General features: G+C 45.3%; 17 protein-coding genes and 1 other RNA gene. 8 read left to right on the forward strand and 10 right to left on the reverse strand.

Annotated features, from left to right (window positions below; genetic code table 11):
* Positions 1–21: 21 nt before the first annotated feature.
* Complete coding sequence (gene gpmI, locus ACAM39_RS06385; protein ID WP_369627051.1) at positions 22–1,644, reverse strand: 2,3-bisphosphoglycerate-independent phosphoglycerate mutase; 1,623 nt, start codon at positions 1,642–1,644, stop codon at positions 22–24.
* A 302-nt stretch (positions 1,645–1,946) separates the two neighbouring features.
* Between gpmI and ssrS the strand changes: the two genes are divergently transcribed.
* A non-coding RNA gene (gene ssrS, locus ACAM39_RS06390) (6S RNA) lies at positions 1,947–2,145 on the forward strand.
* Positions 2,146–2,204: 59 nt separating this feature from the next.
* Here the strand turns inward: ssrS and ACAM39_RS06395 are convergent.
* From ACAM39_RS06395 to hemW, 8 genes are all read right to left on the reverse strand, one after another.
* On the reverse strand, positions 2,205–3,503 hold the full coding sequence (locus ACAM39_RS06395) for an NCS2 family permease (RefSeq protein WP_219332750.1): 1,299 nt from the start codon (positions 3,501–3,503) through the stop codon (positions 2,205–2,207).
* A 241-nt stretch (positions 3,504–3,744) separates the two neighbouring features.
* On the reverse strand, positions 3,745–4,995 hold the full coding sequence (gene gspK / locus ACAM39_RS06400) for a type II secretion system minor pseudopilin GspK (protein ID WP_369627052.1): 1,251 nt from the start codon (positions 4,993–4,995) through the stop codon (positions 3,745–3,747).
* Complete coding sequence (gene gspJ, locus ACAM39_RS06405) at positions 4,995–5,807, reverse strand: type II secretion system minor pseudopilin GspJ (protein WP_369627053.1); 813 nt, start codon at positions 5,805–5,807, stop codon at positions 4,995–4,997. The genes gspK and gspJ overlap by 1 nt, the downstream gene beginning before the upstream one ends.
* Positions 5,804–6,244 (reverse strand): type II secretion system minor pseudopilin GspI, encoded by a 441-nt coding sequence (gspI, locus tag ACAM39_RS06410; RefSeq protein ID WP_369627054.1) that lies wholly within the window; start codon positions 6,242–6,244, stop codon positions 5,804–5,806. Before gspI ends, gspJ begins: the two co-directional genes overlap by 4 nt.
* Positions 6,241–6,906 carry a type II secretion system protein gene (locus ACAM39_RS06415; RefSeq protein ID WP_369627055.1) on the reverse strand — a complete coding sequence of 222 codons (666 nt, stop codon included), beginning with the start codon at positions 6,904–6,906 and terminating at the stop codon, positions 6,241–6,243. The genes gspI and ACAM39_RS06415 overlap by 4 nt, the downstream gene beginning before the upstream one ends.
* A gap of 105 nt (positions 6,907–7,011) precedes the next feature.
* A complete protein-coding gene (locus tag ACAM39_RS06420; RefSeq protein ID WP_369627056.1) occupies positions 7,012–7,713 on the reverse strand; it encodes a TetR/AcrR family transcriptional regulator in 702 nt (233 codons plus the stop codon).
* 259 nt (positions 7,714–7,972) lie between these two features.
* The gene (locus tag ACAM39_RS06425) at positions 7,973–8,758 is read right to left on the reverse strand and encodes a TatD family hydrolase (protein ID WP_369627057.1); all 786 of its coding nucleotides are present in this window, start codon (positions 8,756–8,758) and stop codon (positions 7,973–7,975) included.
* 78 nt (positions 8,759–8,836) lie between these two features.
* Positions 8,837–9,985, reverse strand: a complete 1,149-nt coding sequence (hemW, locus tag ACAM39_RS06430; RefSeq protein WP_369627058.1) for a radical SAM family heme chaperone HemW — start codon at positions 9,983–9,985, stop codon at positions 8,837–8,839.
* 193 nt (positions 9,986–10,178) lie between these two features.
* Between hemW and ACAM39_RS06435 the strand changes: the two genes are divergently transcribed.
* Positions 10,179–11,264 (forward strand): hypothetical protein, encoded by a 1,086-nt coding sequence (locus ACAM39_RS06435; RefSeq protein WP_369627059.1) that lies wholly within the window; start codon positions 10,179–10,181, stop codon positions 11,262–11,264.
* Positions 11,265–11,473: 209 nt separating this feature from the next.
* Positions 11,474–12,844 carry an MATE family efflux transporter gene (locus ACAM39_RS06440; protein ID WP_369627060.1) on the forward strand — a complete coding sequence of 457 codons (1,371 nt, stop codon included), beginning with the start codon at positions 11,474–11,476 and terminating at the stop codon, positions 12,842–12,844.
* Positions 12,845–13,121: 277 nt separating this feature from the next.
* Here ACAM39_RS06440 and cysK read toward each other — a convergent pair whose 3' ends face one another.
* Positions 13,122–14,138: a cysteine synthase A gene (gene cysK / locus ACAM39_RS06445; RefSeq protein WP_369627061.1), complete on the reverse strand. Its 1,017-nt coding sequence runs from the start codon at positions 14,136–14,138 to the stop codon at positions 13,122–13,124.
* A gap of 228 nt (positions 14,139–14,366) precedes the next feature.
* Between cysK and dapD the strand changes: the two genes are divergently transcribed.
* From dapD to purB, 5 genes are all read left to right on the forward strand, one after another.
* Positions 14,367–15,188 (forward strand): 2,3,4,5-tetrahydropyridine-2,6-dicarboxylate N-succinyltransferase, encoded by an 822-nt coding sequence (gene dapD / locus ACAM39_RS06450; protein WP_369627062.1) that lies wholly within the window; start codon positions 14,367–14,369, stop codon positions 15,186–15,188.
* 103 nt (positions 15,189–15,291) lie between these two features.
* Positions 15,292–15,696: a carboxymuconolactone decarboxylase family protein gene (locus ACAM39_RS06455; protein ID WP_369627063.1), complete on the forward strand. Its 405-nt coding sequence runs from the start codon at positions 15,292–15,294 to the stop codon at positions 15,694–15,696.
* A 72-nt stretch (positions 15,697–15,768) separates the two neighbouring features.
* Positions 15,769–16,491, forward strand: coding sequence for a 7-carboxy-7-deazaguanine synthase QueE (queE, locus tag ACAM39_RS06460; protein WP_369627064.1), 723 nt, complete (start codon positions 15,769–15,771; stop codon positions 16,489–16,491).
* 59 nt (positions 16,492–16,550) lie between these two features.
* Entirely contained in the window at positions 16,551–17,594 is a 1,044-nt protein-coding gene (locus ACAM39_RS06465; RefSeq protein ID WP_369627065.1) for a multidrug resistance efflux transporter family protein, read from the forward strand.
* An 80-nt stretch (positions 17,595–17,674) separates the two neighbouring features.
* A complete protein-coding gene (gene purB / locus ACAM39_RS06470; RefSeq protein ID WP_369627066.1) occupies positions 17,675–19,057 on the forward strand; it encodes an adenylosuccinate lyase in 1,383 nt (460 codons plus the stop codon).
* The last annotated feature ends 26 nt before the right edge of the window (positions 19,058–19,083 follow it).

Raw genomic sequence — 19,083 nt, forward strand, 5'->3', positions numbered from 1 at the left:
GATATTTGCACCCATTAACTGTTAGTTTGCTACGATTAAGCTTTCACCTGTCATTTCGGCAGGTTTGGCAAGGTGCATTAAGTCCAATAGTGTTGGCGCCACATCCGATAGCTTACCACCCGTGCGAATGTGCACGGTATCAGGCGCTTGCTCATTGACATAAATAAATGGCACTAGCTCTGTGGTGTGCTGGGTGTGTACCTGCCCGCTATCATAATCCTGCATTTGCTCAACATTGCCATGGTCAGCGGTAATCAGTAAATGCCCCTGATTGGCAATCACACAATCGGCAATGGTTTTCACACAGTTATCCAACGTTTCGACGGCTTTGACAGCGGCATCGAACACACCTGTGTGCCCTACCATATCGCCATTGGCATAATTCACAATCAGTACATCATACGCACCTGAATTAATAGCATGGGCCAATTTTTCAGTGACTTCTGGCGCACTCATTTCAGGTTGTAAATCATAAGTAGCAACTGAAGGCGAGTTGACCAAAATACGCTGCTCCCCTTCAAACTCTGCTTCGCGCCCACCACTAAAAAAGAAAGTCACGTGCGCGTATTTTTCGGTTTCAGCAATACGCAGTTGGGTTTTGCCTTGTGATTGCAAATACTCGCCCAATGTGTTGGTTAGCGATGTCGGTTCAAATGCGATACTGGTCACGCCATTATTTTGTAATTCATCGGAATATTTGGTCAGCATCACAAATTTTGACAGCGTTGGCAGCTTTTCACGCGTAAAGCCATCAAAATTAGCTGACACCAGTGCTTGGCTGATTTCGCGGGCGCGGTCGGCACGAAAATTCATAAAAATCACACTGTCATTGTCTTGGATAGTACCAAAGTCAGCGTTTTGATTAGCATAACGCACCCAAGTTGGTTTAACGAACTCGTCACTTTCACCTGCGCCATACGCTGCACTAATCGCTTCAGCACCTGATTGTACTACCCGTTCTGCTTTGGCTTGGGTCAGCAAATCATACGCTTGCTGTACCCGATCCCAACGTTTATCCCGATCCATCGCAAAGTAGCGACCAATGAGACTGACCAAATAAGCCGTGCCCTCATATTGCTCGTTAAGCGAGGCAAGCGCTTGTTCTAATTGTGCGACATAATTGTCCGCACTCTTAGGCGGCGTGTCACGACCGTCCAAAAATGTATGGATAAAGACCTGCTTCGCACCCTGCTGCAATGCCAGCTCCACCATCGCGACAATATGATCTTGATGCGAATGAACTCCCCCATCCGATAACAATCCCATGATATGCACATTGGAGTTTCGGTCATTGGCAAGCTTTACTGCTTGGGTTAGTGCAGGGTTGCTAAAAAATTGCTGTTCGCGGATTTCTTTGTGAATACGGGTAGAGTCTTGATACAAAATACGACCTGCACCCAAATTCATATGCCCAACTTCAGAGTTGCCAAACTGCCCTGCGGGTAAACCCACGTCTTCACCTGACCCTGAAATCAACCCATGGGGGTAATGCTGATACAAATAATCAAGGTTTGGGGTGTACGCCGCGGCAATCGCATTATCACGCTGATCTTCGCGATATCCAAAACCATCTAAAATCATCAACACATGGGGGACTTTTTTAACCGTCGATTGATGGGTAACCGAGTTAGACGCTTGATTCATTGTTGCCTCTAGAAAAGCTAAAATAAGGAAAATACAAAATTAGTATTAAAAAATTTTGAAAATTATAGCATAGCTCGCTCAATCTCTTTAACCCAGATTTTGCGTCATTCTGTTAACTGCAAAGCCTGTTAACTGCTAAGCCTGTTAACTGTTAACTGCTAAGCAATATGATGAGAACAAAGAACCTTGTGATTTGTGTTGACGATTTGAATGGTATTTTGACTGTCAAGTTTGATTAATTTAATCAATCATTGAATTAATGAGCGAGCTTTTGCATCATTTTAGGTAATCTGCTACAATACATGCATCTGGGGTATTCGCCAGTTTATGGTTTTACCTGAGCTGATAATTTATATAAGGGTATGCGTTCTTTTCACTTGTTGTGCAAGCCTGCATCCAGCTACGCTGCGATGATTCAGGAAGCCTTAAGAGTGGTTGCCATACCCACCCTGAACGTTACAGTTCATGGGTTCACATAGACAGCGGTACTCTGGACCAAAATTCAATAAAAAAACCATCTAACCCAATTTGGCTAGATGGTTTTTTTGCTCAGCCATTGACTAACTTAAAAAAATCAATTTTGCCAATAAAATCACCGTTAACACCCAAACCGCAGGGCTAACTTCTTTATAACGTCCACTCACCAATTTAGCAATGGTATAGGTGATAAAACCTAACGCAATCCCATCCGCAATTGAGAAGGTCAGCGGCGTCAACAGCAGCACTACCGCGACAGGTGACGCTTCTGTCAAGTCATCCCAATCAATCTCACGCAAGGTAAATAACATCAATACCGCGACATAAAAAATCGCCCCTGCCGTTGCATACGCAGGAATCATCCCAGCCAATGGGGCAAAAAATAACGCCAATAAAAACAACACGCCCACCACAATGGCGGTCAAACCCGTGCGTCCACCTGCTGCCACGCCGGCTGTGCTTTCTACATAACTCGTTACCGATGAAGTCCCTAGCAATGAGCCTGCCACAGCCGCCGTTGAGTCAGCAAACAAGGCTTTACCTAGATTCGGGATTTGACCATCGCTAGACATTAATCCCGCTTTTTTGGTCACGCCAATTAATGTGCCTGATGTATCAAATAACACCACAAATAAAAAGGCAAAAATCACGCTAACCATACTCACATCAAGCGCACCTGCAATATCTAACTGCATAAACGTCGGTGCAATCGATGGCGGCATTGACACAATCCCTGAGTAATGGGTTTCCCCTGCCAACAAGCTAATCACCGTCACAATTAAAATTGACAACATCACTGCCGCAGGGACTTTACGCTGCACAAATACGACAATCAGAAAAAAACTTAAAATCGCCATCGCAGGACCAAAATCAGTGAGTTTGCCCATCGTCACAAACGTGGCGGGACTCGCCACAATGATGCCTGAGCTTTTAAGCGCAATAAACGCTAAAAATGCCCCAATCCCTGCCACGATACCTTGTTTAAGGGTATAGGGAATCGCGTTGATAATCCATTCACGCAGTTTAAAGGCACTAATCAGCACAAAGAGCAAGCCTGAAATAAATACCGCCCCCAACGCCACTTGCCAGCTTTTACCCATCCCCAAGACCACAGTAAAAGTAAAAAACGCATTCAAACCCATGCCAGGTGCCAATGCCACGGGCAAACGCGCAATCAATCCCATCAAAAAACAGCCCAGCGCTGAGGCTAGACACGTCGCCACAAATACCGCCCCTTTATCCATCCCAGCTTTTGCCAGCATGTCGGGATTGACAAAGATAATATAAGCCATGGTCAAAAAAGTTGTCAGACCTGCCAGAATTTCAGTTTTTATCGTTGTATTGCGGCCATCTATGCCAAAATAGCGCTCGATTACATTCATCTATATTCACCCAATTTATTCATCCAATTTATGCGTCTAGGTTATGTCTAGGTTACATCTAGGTTGCATCTGTATCCGTTGTGTTGACAACGCTTTTGTGCCCGTTTTCTGCCCCATCGTCATTCAACAACGCCCAAGAAAAACCCCTTATTTTACCCTAGAATACGCCAGTAACAAATAACTGATTAAAATAAACATAAAATAACTGAGAATGTTGAAGCCAATTTATTTCTTTGCTGCCTTATTGGGCAAAGGGTAAAAATTGGCGGTTGTAAGTGATGATTTGTGGCGGCGTGTTATTTTGCGTGCCATTTTGCGTATTGACTGGTGCTGGGATGGGTGTCGCTGGCACACCGGAGGCAGGCGCTGCGTCATTGTCAGCTTTGGGTAAAATCTTAGCGATTTGGCTATGCAAAAAAAGCTGCTTGTCGTCACTTTTGACGCTGACAACGACATGAAAATTTTGACTTTGGGTGGCTAACAGCTTGGCGATGCGTGCTTTGTTACCCTCGTCAATCTGGGCAAAACTTGGCACTGCCCACAGTTGAGTCAAGTTTTGCACCGGTAGGTTGTTTTCTCGGGCATTCGCCCAATTGATGATTGCCGTATCGTCGATTTGGTGGGTAGCCGCCACATTTGAAGCTGCGCTAGTGTCTTGCCCAGATTGTGGGGCGTCATTACTGTCCGAACGGTTTGAGCCTTGCGGATGGTTGCCATTGGCTTGGGTAGGTGAATTCACCAGTATGCTTAATAGTTCGGGCTTCACTGTGTTGATATTCATGGGCAGATAATATGGCACTGCGGTCAGATACGGCGCTAATTTTTGCAATGCTTCGCTATCCATACCGCGCACATATTGCAATTCATTGACTGAGATAAAAGGCTGGTTGGCAATACCCACCGCCATTTTTTTGCCCGTACTTTGATAATACGCTGCTTCTGCGCCACCATCGGCACGGGTGTCACTGTCTGGGTCTTGCCAATCGAGCACCGCCATCGCAATGTTAGGCGATAAGCCATTGGCTTGTAACAGCGCCTGAAAAAATGCCAGTGCGGTGTCATCCACTTTGCCATCGTGATACAGGTTGTTTATATTAAAACGGCTGGCATCATCGTCAATTTTAATGCTGACTTTGGCTTGATTCAGGGTTTGCTCTGCCAGCGGTTTTGCCCAAGCCTCTGTTAAACTATCGACTTGGTTGACTTGGCTGTCTTGCGCGATCAAATTGGTCGCCATAGCTTCACCTGCCAAGGCATATTCTTTAAGCTGCCCTTGACCTTTGGTCAGCTCAAATTCTCGAATCATCACTTTTTGATTGGCAAGCATACTGCCTGCCACGATGGTAATCGCCACCACCAACAACAAAATAGTCAGTAGCGCCATCCCTTGTTGCCCATGTCGATATGGGTGGTTTACTATGGCAACATTTACAAAAATTTTAGACGGAGAGCGGTTTGTTGGCATGGTGTATTTGCTAAAATTTGATTGCATTATGGGTTCGATGTGTTTGGCGGGGTACTGGGTAACGCAAATCGCCAAGTAATCGGCTCGCCTTGGTAACTAAAATTAAGCTCGATACCGCGTGGTAACTGCTGATAAGGCGTCAAATCTATACTGTTTTGCAAATTACCATTTTGATCTGTTGCGTTATCAGTCGGGTTGGGAATCGGATTGGTTGAAGCATTGGCGGTTTGGTTGGTCTTTTTTTGCGCTTGTATTTGCTGTACCTTTTGCAGCGTGGCTTCATCTGGAAACACACTCACCGCGTCAGGCGTCAATGCTCGCCAGCTGGCATCCTTGATACCTGTCAATAACACACTGGTTGCAGGGTTTTCGTTGTCGTTGTCTAACTGGTAAAAACGCCGTTTTGTCAGCGTTTCCCCTGCCACCGAATATTGTATTTTTGCTAGCATAGCTGACGTCTGATAACGCGGATCGGGCGCGGCAAAACGGATAAAACTCATTTGTGACGCATTTAATACAAAGGTTGGCGTCATAGCGGCACTATTGGCGGATGCCGTATCGTTGGCAGTCGCTGATAGGATTGGTACCGCCACATAATTGCTGGTTTGTGCCAAATCTTGTGACAGCTGTAAATAAGCATAATCGAGTTGTGATAATGATTTTTGATGTTGGTAGCCACGCTCGCGACTTTTTGTCAGACTATCCATGATCTGCCATCCCGCCAATGCCAGCATCGCAAAAATCATCAACGCAATCATCAGTTCGATTAAGGTAAAGCCTTGCTGGGATGTTTTATGCTTTGCGGTTGCAGCAGAGCAATGAATAGAAAAACGGCTCACGGCGTTGTCCCCATATCCTTTACCAGCACCGCATCGATATCCACCACGTCTTTTTTTGCGCTGCCATCGACAATAGGTGCCACGCGAATATGAATGGGTTGGACAAAGCCTTGACTGATTTGTATGGTTTGCGGTGAGATAACCACCTGCCATTGACGGCCTTGCGAGGTGATTTGCCGAGTATCGGATGCGGTGAGCCAAGTTTTTTGTACTCGTAATTCTGCTAGCGTGTTTTGCGCCACATAATAGCCAAAGGTTCGCGTTTTCATGTTATCCACGGATTGCACATAACTGCGACTGGCTTGGCTGGCCGATATCGCAACCACCGCCAAAATCGCTAACGCCACCATGACTTCAAGTAACGTAAATCCTTGCTGATGTTGCCTGATAGCCAGTCTATTTGAGGTAGCCAGTCTATTTGAGGTAGTCAGGGTCATTTTGCCACCTCGATTGCCCCAGCTTGGTTGACGATGATGGGATTGCCAACCGCAAAGGTTTGTTTGTCGGCATTGGTTTTTTGGATACTGATTTGCACCGGTGTCGCCTCGCCTGTCCCAAACCACACCACAGGCGGTGCCTCGCTGCCGCTTAACCAGCTGGCGGTGGGTTGGTTATTCTGGGCGGCTGTATTAAATGGGTTATCCAGTGGGCGGATTTTGACGTCAAGGTTGTCTGGCACATCCAGCGGTGGGATTTGTTTTTCTATCACCCATTGTGGTGGCGCAGGTTGTGAGGTTATGGCGGCATTGGCATTGCGAACAGCACTTTGAGAATGGGTAAAGGCGTTTTCTAATTTAACCACCACCAACTGATTGGGCGCGTCATTTTGCGGCAGTTTGATTGCCAACCCATAAGGCTGCATGCGTTCAGTTGATAACAAGCGTACATAATCAAGGTTACTGGTCAGACGCTCATAAAACGCCGTGTTTCTACGATTTTCACTACCCCCTACCGATAGGCTCATCATCCCAGCAAAAATAGATAAAATGACGATAACCACCATGATTTCGATTAAGGTAAAACCTTGTTGCCCACCCATCGCACTGGGTGCGGGAGTGAAAGTTTTACAAGACCGACCAAACAGCAATAGCATCGTCATGCACTCAGACAAAACAAGGATAGTTTATAAAGCTTAACCGTGGGTGATGATAATTAACTAGTATTCTTTGACATTTACTATTTGACATTTACTATTTGACATTTATTATTTGACATTGCGCGGCGTCAGGCTTGACTCAGTCTGTGAATTTGCTGTATCAGTAGCAGCGTTTGATTGACTCGCTCCAGTAGGCGCGTCGACTGATTGTAGCGCAGCAGGGTATTGCTTGGGAATGTCTAAAATATGCTGAACCAGCGCAAAACGTAAAGTATCGCGGCGACCGAGATAGCGCTGATAAAAACTAGAATTTAGCAGTCCTGCACCGCCTTGACCCATCGCCCAAATGGTTGATAGATAGTCTCGGGTACTCATGGTACTGTGTAATGATTGCAGGTATTCTGCCGTGGTATTGATTAGTCGCTTCATGCGTTCACGGCGAATTTCATACAGCTGCGAAAAAAGCTTATTAAGCCCTACAGCAGAATTGGCTAAGCGCTCTTCGATTTGGTTGAGTAATATGGCTTTTTGCGGATTGATCAGTTGAAACAGCGTAAGACGCGCAACAGCTGCGGCAGGACAATCGCCGACTTCACTCAGCGCAAGTAGTTGTTGCTCATGACGGATAATGATGCGTAAAAACAATTCATCTTTGCTGGTAAAATGCTTGTATAGCGTACCTTTGGCTAAGTCTAGCTGCTCAGCTAAACTATCTAGCGTGATATCGCCTTCCCCAGACTCTAATAGCAACTGCTCGGCAACTGCTAATATCACTTCTTCACGATTTTTGAATTGTTGTTGACGACTCATTGATTACTCCATCAGTCTGTTCTAGTAGCCCCTATTGTTGACGAGACCCGTTACATCAACCCATCTACGCACAACTGTTAAATGATAAAAAAATGCTCGCTTAGTAACTTTGCATAGTAACCCAGCTTAATAACCTCGCTTAGTAACATAGGAGCAAGGTTGTTACGTATGATACATGACTGATGAGTCATTGCCAAATGTTTTATCACATAAATTTTATTACCTACTTAACAAAGTATAAAGATTTCGTTAACTATTTTTAAGTATATTGATGTAATAATGTGTCAAAATTTTGATGGGTTAAGTGCGCGAACTCATCCACTGGCATGTCATAATGCTTGGCGAGAAAATCCGCCACATAGGGTACAAAAGCAGGCTCGTTAGATTTACCGCGTTTGGGTACTGGCGCAAGATAAGGGCTGTCCGTTTCAATCAAAACGCGATCTTTAGGCAGTTTTTTCGCCACTGCTTGTAATTCAGTGGCGTTTTTAAAGGTCACAATCCCTGATAAAGAAATATAAAAACCCAAGTCCAATGCTTTTTTAGCGGTCGCATAATCTTCCGTAAAGCAATGAATAATGCCATGCTCGGCTTTTTCTGCTCTTAATAAATCCAATGTATCGTGTTTCGCCTCACGGGTATGGACGATAATGGGTTTTTTCAGGTGCTGGCTGGCATGGATATGGCGGGCAAAGCTGGCTTTTTGCTCGCCGCTATTTTCTGTTGACCAATAGTAATCTAGCCCGGTCTCGCCAATCGCCCAAACATGCGGCTGATTTGCCATTTCAACGAGTGTTTCAACTGTGGCACTTTTTAGCATGGCGATGTCTTCGCAGGGATGCACGCCTACACTCATCCCCAAGGTTAGCCCGTCAATTTTCGTATTGATAATCTCATAAATAGCATCGTATTCATCGAGCTCACACATAATCGCCATAATCCGCTGCACATTGGCATCCTTGGCGGCTTGTAAGGCTTGACGGATATCACCTTGATATTTTTCTAAGTCCAAACGGTTTAGATGCGCATGGGTATCGGTAAACATATCACTCTCTTTTTTTAATTGATTGACGCTTAAATAAGGCTGCGGCGCATAAATTCAATCAAATGCACCGTCAAAGCGTTAGTCATCGGGTAAAAATTCTTGCAGCACTTGGTTTAAAAATAAAAACCCTTGCGCTGTGCAGTGGATATAGTCACCGCTTAACTCAACCAAACCCCGATTGTGTAGTTTTATCAATTGTGGCTCAATGACTGACCATGCCTGTCCTGTTCTCTGTGTCCAAAACTGTTTGGGTACGCCATTTTTTAGCCGCAGCCCATTCATCATAAATTCAAACGGTAAATCAGACGGCTCGATGGCTTGCCAACCTATCGCCGACTGATTTACCCTATAATCTTTTGGTAAGCGGGATTTGCTAAACCGGTAAATGCCATCAGACCGCGTGACTTTACCATGCGCGCCTGCCCCAATCGCCAAATAATCGCCAAACTGCCAATAATTGAGATTATGCTGACTGGGCTGAAAATCAGCCTGCCTTGACCATGCCGACACTTCGTATTGCACAAACCCATTGTCTTGCAACAGCTGAGCGCCTTGCTCAAAAATATCCACCAATATCTCGTCATCGGGCAAAATCGGCGTATTGCGATAAAACACGGTATTGGGCTCAATGGTAAGCTGATACCACGAAATATGCGAAACACCCAAATCAATCGCTTGCTGCAAATCGCTCAGCGCGTCTGTTAGCGTTTGGTTGGGCAAGCCATGCATCAAGTCGACATTTAACTTTTTAAACCCTGCTTGTTGGGCATTGGCAATAGCTAAAAGCGCTTGTTGCGGGTTATGAATCCGCCCCAAGGCGGCAAGTTTTTGGGTTTGAAAACTTTGTACGCCAAGCGACAACCGATTGATACCCACCGCTAAATACTCATGAAATGGCGCATGCTCCACGGTGGCAGGATTGGCTTCCATGGTGATTTCACAATCGTCAGTCAGTGTTAACTGGGCATTGATGCCCGCAAAAAGCTGCTGATATTGCGCAATCGGCAGTAGCGATGGCGTGCCGCCCCCAATAAAAACGGTGGCAATCTTGCGTCCTTGTACAAAGCTTAGCTGAGTTTTTAAATCGTCTAATAAGGCATCGACATAGCCTACAAAATCAATCGGTGTACGGCTTTCATGTGAATTAAAATCACAATACGGGCATTTTTTAACACACCAAGGAATATGGATATAAAGCGATAAAGGGATAAGGTTTGGATTTAGCATTAATCAGTAACTAATTCATTTGATTGATAATTTAACACACTATAGCCAATAATTTTTTGCTGACAATCACTAGTATTTGGCTATACTTTAAAAAATAACAATGGTAGCATAGCCCCAAACTTTTATTTTGATTTTATTTAATAATTTATCGCTATTTGTTTCGCTATTTTATTTATTCTCGAGGATTGTCATCATGTCATATACCCAAGTGCCTAATAAAAAAGCGCCTTATAAAAAAGCGCCATGTAAAAAGGTGCCTGATAAAAAAGCCTCTTATAAAATAGGCATGCTAACTGCGTTCACCATCGCCCTATCTGCGTGTGGCGGCTCAGGTAGTGAGACGGTCGACAATGCCCTAAACGATGCCAACGATAGTTATAAAAACATCGCAACGGATGTCCGCGCTGCCTACAAAAAAGTCGAGGATAAATTAACCAATAAAGAAAAAAGCATGGCTGAGATTTTACAAAGTATCTTTTTGCCCGAAGACAGCTTAGATAATTTTTTGGACAAAATCACCCCAGAAGGCGGTAAAGGGGGGGTGTACGTTGGCTATTTTGTAGAAGACAACGACAACGAGCCCAATGATAGCGACCTGGGTGTGGTGTATTTTGATATTGGCAATGAGTACGCCGCCTCGGTGTATGGTCAAATGAGCTATCAACAAAAAACTTGCCAAGACCCAAACACCTTAACCACAGAAAAAATCTCTATTAAGACTGACGAAGCGATGGGTGGTGTGCTGTCTGGCACACTCGACCCAGCGGCGAAATTTGATAATACGGTCCTTAAATTTTTACAGTTTGATGAATTAAAAACCTCTGTGGCGGGCATGCCATTTAATGGCGATTATGATAGCCATCGCGATTATTGGGATGGTCAATATAGTTATCAGGTGGGTGTCGATTTTGGCAAACAATTATCTGACAATAAAGACGGCTGTAATGTCAACTATACCTTAGGCGGCGATGGCGATTTTAAAGTATTGCCACTCACCGCCACTATCGGCAATTTAGGCGTTAACCTCACGGGGACAGGTAGTACCCTAAACCTCAATTGGACTGCGCCTGCCAACACCGCTCGCACGCTTGTCACCCAAATCAACTTGGATAAAGCCACTGACCGCGGTATGGGTTTTGTACGCACCAACCAATTAACCTACGGCACTAGTTTTACACCGTTTGTGGATGCCACCAAAGCCAATTATGCGTTTGTGGTCCAAACCTTTGATGCGACCAATAAACTGACAGGCTATCAAGCCATGATTAAAGCACTTTAAAAGCTACTGTTGAAAAAAGCCTTTATCAAATTTTGCCACAATTTGATAAAGGCTTTTTTATGTTGACGCTATCACAATCAAACGCTAACTTTTTTTGACCTGTTAATTTGCTGACCTGTTAAACAATAAATTAAACAATAAAAAATCATGCCGCAAAATCTGTTAAACTGCCGCCTTTATTGAATTTTCTACGCATATTTGGTCATTACATGCTGTCAGCTATTGCTCGTCAAGACTTAAAACAATTATTTGTCTTGACCTTACCTATTTTAATCACCCAGATTTGCCAATCAGGGCTTGCTTTGGTTGATACTTTACTCGCTGGACAAGTCTCTGCGCTAGATTTATCAGGCGTGGCAATCGGCGCGGGTATTTGGATGCCCACGTTTTTGCTGGCGGTTGGTATTTTGCTTGCCACCACGCCATTGATTGGGGAAGCGATTGGTCAGCAGCAACTACAAAAAGTGCCATTTATAACCCAACAATCGCTTTGGCTGGCGCTTATCATCGGTATTATAGGGTTTGTGGCGGTCAATCAGCTGCATTATTTGTTTGATTGGATGAAGGTACCGAAGGATATTCAGCACATCGCCCAAAAATTCTTGTTTGGTATCTCTTTTGGGTTTCCTGCCGTCTGTCTATACACCTCGCTGCGCTGCTACACCGAAAGCTTAAAACATCCCACCGTGGTCATGGTGATTAGCCTCATTGGTTTGATTTTAAATGTGCCGCTCAGCTATGCGTTTATTCATGGCGTCACCCTCGGTGAAACTGTGCTGATTCCTGCCATGGGCGGCGCAGGCTGTGGTTTTGCCTCTGGCATTGCGTTATGGATAAATTTATTGATGTTGGTAAGCTATTTGACTTTGAGCCCCCTGTCAGATTTTGCCAATCAACGGTTTTTTGCCAATTTTGCCGGTATGGATTTTGCTCAGTTGCGTCAGCAATTATCGATTGGTATTCCCATTGGCATGTCGATTTTTTTTGAAGTGAGCGCGTTTAGTCTAGCTTCCATTATCATCAGCCCACTGGGTGAAATCGCGGTGGCAAGCCACCAAGTAGCGTTGACGATTTCATCGCAGCTATTTATGTTCCCGTTTTCAGTGGCGATGGCGCTCACCATCATGGTGTCAAATCGCTATGGCGCCAAAGATTACCGAGAGCTTAAACGTATCAAGCTCATCGGCATTGCCGTAGCCACATCATTTGCGGTGATTAGCATGCTGTTAACTGCCATTTTTCGGCAAACCCTACCAACTTTCTTTAGTGAAAACCCGCAAGTGATTCAGCAAGCCGCGCTGTTGTTATGGTTTGCCACTGTGTATCAGTTGTTTGATGCCTGGCAGGTCAATTTTGCGGGGATTTTGCGCGGTATGCAAGATACCACAGTGCCGATGTTTATCACCTTGTTTTGCTATTGGGTGGTGGCGATTCCGCTGGGTACCTATTTGGTACGCCATACCGATATGGGGGCTAAAGGATTTTGGATTGCGCTGGTTGCGGCGCTGGGATTGGCGTCACTGCTGTTAGGAACGCGTTTATTACGTCAGCAAAAACGCTTAAAAATCGCTTGGCAATAAAATAACCTAGAAAGAAAATAACCTAAAAATAAAATGGCTTGGCAATAAAAACGACTTAAAAAGAAGAAAGATTGGCAAGGATTAAAAAAGTTGCTTAGGCTATTTATTGTGGGTTATTCTTTATGAGTCATGGATTGATGACCATGTTTAGGGTATTCAACCGATGATTTTATAGCCGTTTTAAAGTAAAAACAAAGTAAAAACAAAGTAAAAACAAAGTAAAAACAAAGTAAAAAAGGGCGAACTAAAGCCCTTTTTTATCGTTCATGAAAGTTTGTTAATTAAAGTTCTCGCCAGTAAATATACCATCAAATAGCACACTGGTTAAATAACGCTCACCACTGTCTGGCAAAATAACCACAATGGTTTTGCCTTGCATCTCAGGGCGGCTTGCTAGTTGGTACGTCGCCTGCAGCGCTGCACCACAGGAGATACCACATAAAATACCTTCTTGGGTCATCGCCCGTCTTGCCCATGCAATCGCATCATCGCCAGTTACCGTGATGACTTCATCAAGTAAATCAAGCGCAAGATTTTTTGGGATAAAGTTGGCGCCAATCCCTTGGATTTTATGCGGACCTGGGGTGATGGGTTTACCTTCACGCGTCTGGGTAATAATCGGTGATTCTGCAGGCTCAACCGCGACGGTATAAAGCGGCTGGTTTTTGATTTGTTTAAAATAACGGGCGATACCCGAAATCGTCCCGCCTGTACCCACGCCTGCCACTAGCGCATCGACCTTGCCCGCGGTGGCATTAAAAATCTCAGGTGCGGTGGTTTTGACATGGGTGTCTGGGTTGGCAGAGTTATCAAATTGTTGTGGCAAAAAGTATTCGCCAGGATGGTTGTCATGGATTTCTTGCGCAGCTTCCACCGCCCCTTTCATACCTAGCGAAGGCTCAGTGAGCACCAAGTGTGCGCCCAAGGCAGCCAGCACTTTACGGCGCTCCATACTCATCGAGGCTGGCATGGTCAGCGTGATTTTATACCCTTTGGCTGCTGCCACAAACGCCAGCGCAATCCCCGTGTTACCGCTGGTCGGCTCGATGATTTGCATACCTGGCTTTAATAACCCTGCTTGCTCGGCGGCTTGCACCATGCCCGCACCGATTCGGCATTTGACCGAAAAAGCTGGGTTACGGCTTTCGATTTTGGCAAGCACAGTCACTCCCTGTGGCATGATATGATTAAGACGCACCAGCGGCGTGTTACCAATAGCATCGGCATTGTTGGCATATACCGCTGTGCCAAGGTTGGCGGGTGCGGTGTAGTGATCATCAGGTTGTTGTAGCATAATCATTCCCTTTTTTTGTGCTGTATTTTTTTAGTGGTCGTTCAAGTAATTTTTTAACTATTAGCTTTAGAATTTTACGTCAGCGATTGCGCGGTGTCTAACGCCATTTGGTTAATTTAATATACCAAATTTGTCTAAGCCCTACTCAGCAATATCGCATTATCATTTGCCAAAACTGCCAAAATTAGCGACAATGACCTACCTTTTTTTGGATTGTAGGAAAAAATTATGTCATTACAACAGATTATTGAAGATGCGTTTGAAAACCGTGCCAACTTCAACCCCAATGACGCCACCGACGATGTGCGTGCCGCCGTCAATGATGTGCTCGCTCAGCTCGATGCAGGTACCTTGCGCGTAGCAGAGAAAAAAGACGGTGAATGGATCGTCAACCAATGGGTCAAAAAAGCGGTATTATTATCTTTTCGTCTGAACGAAAACCGCATCATGAATGGCGGTCGTGACCTGCAGTTCTTTGATAAAGTCGAAACCAAATTTTCAGACTGGGGCGATGAACAATTTGCCAAAGCGGGCGTGCGCGTGGTGCCACCTGCCGTCGCGCGTAAAGGCTCATACATTGCCAAAGGCGCTATCTTAATGCCATCTTACGTCAATATCGGCGCCTATGTTGATGAAGGCACGATGGTCGATACTTGGGCGACGGTAGGTTCATGCGCCCAAATCGGTAAAAACGTGCATCTATCAGGCGGTGTCGGCATTGGCGGCGTCCTTGAGCCGCTACAAGCCAACCCAACCATCATTGAAGACAACTGCTTTATCGGTGCGCGCTCAGAAATCGTTGAAGGTGTGATTGTTGAGGAAGGCTCGGTGATTTCGATGGGCGTGTATATCGGTCAATCAACCAAAATCCTAGATCGCGAAACAGGCGAAATCAGTTACGGCCGTATTCCTGCAGGGTCAGTGGTCGTGTCAGGCAGTTTGCCAAGTAAAGACGGCTCACACTCGCTTTACTGTGCGGTAATCGTGAAAAAAGTAGACGCACAAACCCGCTCTAAAACCTCGATTAATGATTTGCTCAGAATGGCCTAGATTTTTAGTCAAGATAACAGTAAATTATTTAAAGCAAATCAGCCATGGTTTGCTTTTTTTATAGCCTTCATCAAATTTTATAGCCTTTATTAAAGGAAACAGTATGTCGTCACAACAAAACACCCCGTATGACAACGGCATTGTGGTACGCAAACAAGTCATGGGTGACGCGCATGTCGAGCGCGCCATGTCACAAGTCACCGAATTTACTGCCCCACTGCAAGATTGGATCAATGAACACGCGTGGGGCTCGACGTGGCAACGCGACGGCACTGATGGCAAAGGGATAGACCGCAAAACCCGCTCACTGGTGACCATTGCATTTTTGATCGCGCAAAAATCCCCAACAGAACTAAAAGGTCATATTCGCGGGGCGATTAATAACGGTGCAAGCGTGGCAGAAATTCAAGAAGTGCTACTACATAGCCTACCTTACTGCGGGGCGCCAGCGGCGCAAGAAGCCTATCGTGCTGCAGTGGACGTGTTAACCGAAATGAAATTGCTTTAACCGCTGAACACAAAGATTTATTGGCATAAATTTGATAAAATAAACGCTAATTTTTATTAGTTAATCACATTTATGCCAAATTCAACGCTACCCATCCGCAATACCGCCATTCCCACCACTGACCCCGAAGCAGGACTTAAAATCACTGAGATTTTTTACTCGCTGCAAGGTGAAGCCTTGACCGCAGGATTGCCGACGATTTTTATTCGCTTGACAGGCTGCCCGCTGCGCTGCGTGTATTGTGATACCGAATATGCCTTTGTCGGCGGCGAGCGCATGAGTTTGGCAGGGATTTTGGCAGTGTGTCAGAGTTTTCCGTGCCAGCGTATTTGTTTGACAGGTGGCGAACCTTTAGCCCAGCCCAATGCAATCGCTTTGATGAATTTGCTACTAGCGCATGGCTACGAGATTTCGCTTGAAACTTCGGGCGCGCTGTCCGTGGCAGAGGTGCCAACGGCAGTTTCTAAGGTCATGGATATCAAAACCCCAAGCTCTCAAGAAGCCGATAAAAATCTGTGGCAAAACCTCCCCTACTTAACTGCCCATGACCAAATCAAATTTGTCATTATGAATCGCGACGACTATGACTGGTCAAAACAAATCCTAGCAGACTACCAACTGGATAAAAAAGTCGCGACGGTATGGTTTTCTCCGATGTTTAATGTGGAAGAACGTCAAGCCAATGTACCTACCCTTGCCACTGAATTGGCAGAATGGATACTTGCCGATGCGCTGCCGGTACGTTTTCAACTGCAACTACATAAAATCATCTGGGCAGATGCCAAAGGCAAATAGCCGCTGCCAAATAACCGCTGTCAAATCGTTAAAACACAACTTAGGGAAATATCAAGCCAATGGGAAAAATGATTGTTTGGGGGCTGATTGCGTCGGCTTTTTTTAGCACGTCGTTTGTACTGTATCAATTGATGAGTGTACAAGGCGGACATTGGTTTTGGTCAGCAAGTTTTCGCTGTTTTTTTATGTGGCTGTTGTTATCGGTTTTTATTTTACTGCAAAACAAACTCAATCCGTCCAAGCTGTTAGAACTATGTAAACTATTTGCCAGTCATTGGCAGTTTTGGTGTGTGACGGGCGGCATTGGACTTGGCACGTATGGGCTGCTGGCGTTTGCGGCAGATTATGCACAAGGGTGGGTGATTGCCGCGACCTATTTATTTACTGTGGTGGCAAGCTTGGTGGTGCTGAGTTTTTTTGGGCAATCATTTCAAAAAAAAGTCATTGTCTATTCGGTGATTGTATTTATCGGTGTGGTACTTGCCAATGTGGGTGAAGGGTTAAGGCATAGCACGAGCCAAGGCACTGATTGGCATGCTTTGTTGCTATTTGGTGCGCTACCTGCCTTTATCGCCAGTTTCTGTTTTCCCTTAGGTAATCAATTAATTTGGCAAGCAGGACAACCCAAAGGGGATTCTACCCATCATACCCATGAAATGAGCAAGGCAGCGAACAATGAAACGAGCAAGCTAACAAGCGAATTGGCAACGAGCAAATTGCTACAAAAAGTGCCGCAAGTGACTTCCCCCCTGCTATCAAATCCCCTGCATAAAGTCTGGCTGATGTCGCTAGGGTCATTGCCAATGTGGTTGGTATTAGGCTTTCTGGTACAACCGCCCGCGCCCAGTGTCTCACAAATGACCATTAGTTTTTTGGTTGCGTTGATGGCAGGTGTGCTCGGTACGACCACTTTTTTACATGCCCGTAGTCTTGCCAAACAGCCACAACAACTGGCTGCCGTCGATGCCACACAAGGCAGTGAAATTATTTTTGCGTTGCTAGGCGGTATGTTGCTGCTGCACACGCCAATGCCATCAGGCTTAAGTTTTGTGGGGATTGCGTTGGTGATTATTGGGCTTGTGCTGTTTGCCAAGCAACGCTAGCGGTAGTCCACGTTGTGATAGTTTGCTATAATGCAGGCACTTTTACGTTAACCCTTTATTTAACCGATTAGGATTATTTGATGAATACTTTGACCGCTCTTTCACCTATTGATGGTCGCTATGCCAGTAAAGTGGATAGTTTACGTCCTTACCTGTCAGAATTTGGCTTGATTCATGCCCGTGTGACGGTGGAAGTGCGCTGGTTGCAGACCCTTGCCAATCATGCAGAAATTCATGAAATTCAGCCTTTTTCGGCAGCGACCAATGAGCGCTTGGATGCGATTGTAGCCAATTTTAGCGAAGCAGATGCGATGCGTATCAAAGACATCGAACGCACCACCAACCATGATGTCAAAGCCGTTGAATACTTTTTAAAAGAAAAAATTGCTGACATCGATGCGCTAAAAGACGCGGGTGAATTTATCCATTTTGCCTGTACCTCTGAAGACATCAATAACTTATCGCACGCGTTGATGTTAAAATCAGGTCGCGACGTACTGGCGCAATCGATGCAAAAAATCATTGATGAGATTGCAGCCCTCGCCGAAACCCATGCCGACCAACCCATGCTGTCACGCACGCATGGTCAAACCGCGAGCCCAACGACTTTGGGTAAAGAAATGGCAAACGTGGCATACCGTCTGCATCGCCAGCTCAAGCAATTTAATAATGTAGAGTTGCTAGGTAAAATCAATGGTGCGGTGGGCAACTACAACGCGCACCTGTCAGCCTACCCACAAATTGACTGGGCGAAAAATGCCGAAGACTTTGTTACCAGTCTTGGGTTGACCTTTAATCCGTATACCACCCAAATTGAGCCACACGACTATATCGCCGAATTGTTTGACGCGCTGCGCCGTTACAATACCATTTTGATTGATTTTAACCGTGATGTATGGACGTATATCTCCTTGGGTTATTTCAAACAAAAACTCAAAGATGGCGAAGTGGGCTCATCCACCATGCCACACAAAGTCAACCCAATCGACTTTGAAAACTCAGAAGGTAATCTGGGTATTGCCAATGCCGTGCTCGCGCATTTGGGTGAAAAATTGCCGATTTCTCGTATGCAGCGCGACTTGACCGACTCGACAGTCCTTCGCAATATGGGAGTGGGTTTTGCCCATAGTCTGATTGCCTTTGACGCCTGCTTAAAAGGTATTGGCAAATTAGAGCTTAATGCCAATCGTCTCAATGAAGACTTGGAGCTTGCACAAGAAGTATTGGCGGAGCCAATCCAAACCGTGATGCGTCGCTACAATATTGAAAAACCTTATGAGAAACTAAAAGCCTTGACCCGCGGTCAAGCCATGACCCGTGAGATGATGGTCAACTTCGTCAATAGCGATGAACTGGCAGCCGTGCCAGAAGCTGAGCGTCAACGTTTGGCTGATTTGACCCCTGCCACTTATACAGGTAATGCAGCACAGCAAGCCAAAAACTTAAAAATTTTATTAAAATAAGACTTTTTCGCTCATCAAAAATCAAA

This window comes from Moraxella sp. K02 (assembly GCF_041154755.1).
Lineage (GTDB): Bacteria > Pseudomonadota > Gammaproteobacteria > Pseudomonadales > Moraxellaceae > Faucicola.

Excerpts from the sequence above, each read along its gene's own strand:
- ACAM39_RS06435 (WP_369627059.1), top strand. The coding sequence starts at position 10,179 with ATGTCATATACCCAAGTGCCTAATAAAAAAGCGCCTTATAAAAAAGCG.
- ACAM39_RS06455 (WP_369627063.1), top strand. The coding sequence starts at position 15,292 with ATGTCGTCACAACAAAACACCCCGTATGACAACGGCATTGTGGTACGC.
- ACAM39_RS06395 (WP_219332750.1), bottom strand. The coding sequence starts at position 3,503 with ATGAATGTAATCGAGCGCTATTTTGGCATAGATGGCCGCAATACAACG.
- ACAM39_RS06440 (WP_369627060.1), top strand. The coding sequence starts at position 11,474 with ATGCTGTCAGCTATTGCTCGTCAAGACTTAAAACAATTATTTGTCTTG.
- dapD (WP_369627062.1), top strand. The coding sequence starts at position 14,367 with ATGTCATTACAACAGATTATTGAAGATGCGTTTGAAAACCGTGCCAAC.
- purB (WP_369627066.1), top strand. The coding sequence starts at position 17,675 with ATGAATACTTTGACCGCTCTTTCACCTATTGATGGTCGCTATGCCAGT.
- gspK (WP_369627052.1), bottom strand. The coding sequence starts at position 4,995 with ATGCAATCAAATTTTAGCAAATACACCATGCCAACAAACCGCTCTCCG.
- queE (WP_369627064.1), top strand. The coding sequence starts at position 15,769 with ATGCCAAATTCAACGCTACCCATCCGCAATACCGCCATTCCCACCACT.
- ACAM39_RS06415 (WP_369627055.1), bottom strand. The coding sequence starts at position 6,906 with ATGACGATGCTATTGCTGTTTGGTCGGTCTTGTAAAACTTTCACTCCC.
- hemW (WP_369627058.1), bottom strand. The coding sequence starts at position 9,985 with ATGCTAAATCCAAACCTTATCCCTTTATCGCTTTATATCCATATTCCT.
- cysK (WP_369627061.1), bottom strand. The coding sequence starts at position 14,138 with ATGCTACAACAACCTGATGATCACTACACCGCACCCGCCAACCTTGGC.
- ACAM39_RS06420 (WP_369627056.1), bottom strand. The coding sequence starts at position 7,713 with ATGAGTCGTCAACAACAATTCAAAAATCGTGAAGAAGTGATATTAGCA.
- ACAM39_RS06465 (WP_369627065.1), top strand. The coding sequence starts at position 16,551 with ATGGGAAAAATGATTGTTTGGGGGCTGATTGCGTCGGCTTTTTTTAGC.
- gspI (WP_369627054.1), bottom strand. The coding sequence starts at position 6,244 with ATGACCCTGACTACCTCAAATAGACTGGCTACCTCAAATAGACTGGCT.
- gpmI (WP_369627051.1), bottom strand. The coding sequence starts at position 1,644 with ATGAATCAAGCGTCTAACTCGGTTACCCATCAATCGACGGTTAAAAAA.
- ACAM39_RS06425 (WP_369627057.1), bottom strand. The coding sequence starts at position 8,758 with ATGTTTACCGATACCCATGCGCATCTAAACCGTTTGGACTTAGAAAAA.